The following is a 338-nucleotide window of genomic DNA, read 5'->3' as shown; positions in this document are numbered from 1 at the left end:
AGGTCGACCGGCGTCTCGGCGCCGATCTTCTCGATCGCCTTCGCCAGCACCAGCGAGGTGCCCAGGTAGTCCGACCCGGCGATCGCGTCGTCGAGCACGTGGACACCCTTGTCGGCACCCATCTGCAGCGCCTTGCGGACCGCGTCGACCGCCTTCTCCGGGCCGACCGTCAACGCGGTCACCTCGATGGCGTCGTCGGGACGCTTCTCCTTGAGCTGGAGCGCCTGCTCCACGGCATACTCGTCCAGCTCGGACAGCAGGCCGTCGACCCCGACGCGGTCGACGGTGAAGTCCTGCTCGAACCGCCGGTCGGCGGTCGCATCGGGGACGTGCTTCAC

The 338-nt window shown here is 69.2% G+C and carries 1 protein-coding gene; it reads right to left on the bottom strand.

Going from position 1 to position 338, the window contains the following annotated elements; translation table 11 throughout:
- Positions 1-338, bottom strand: a 338-nt coding sequence (locus ACYQ1K_RS27965) for an electron transfer flavoprotein subunit beta/FixA family protein (protein ID WP_459986901.1), incomplete at both ends; no start/stop codon positions are given.

Source organism: Nocardioides sp. AN3 (genome assembly GCF_054653495.1).
The sequence above is the reverse complement of the archived record's forward strand: the minus strand, read 5'-3'. Positions and strand labels throughout refer to the sequence as shown.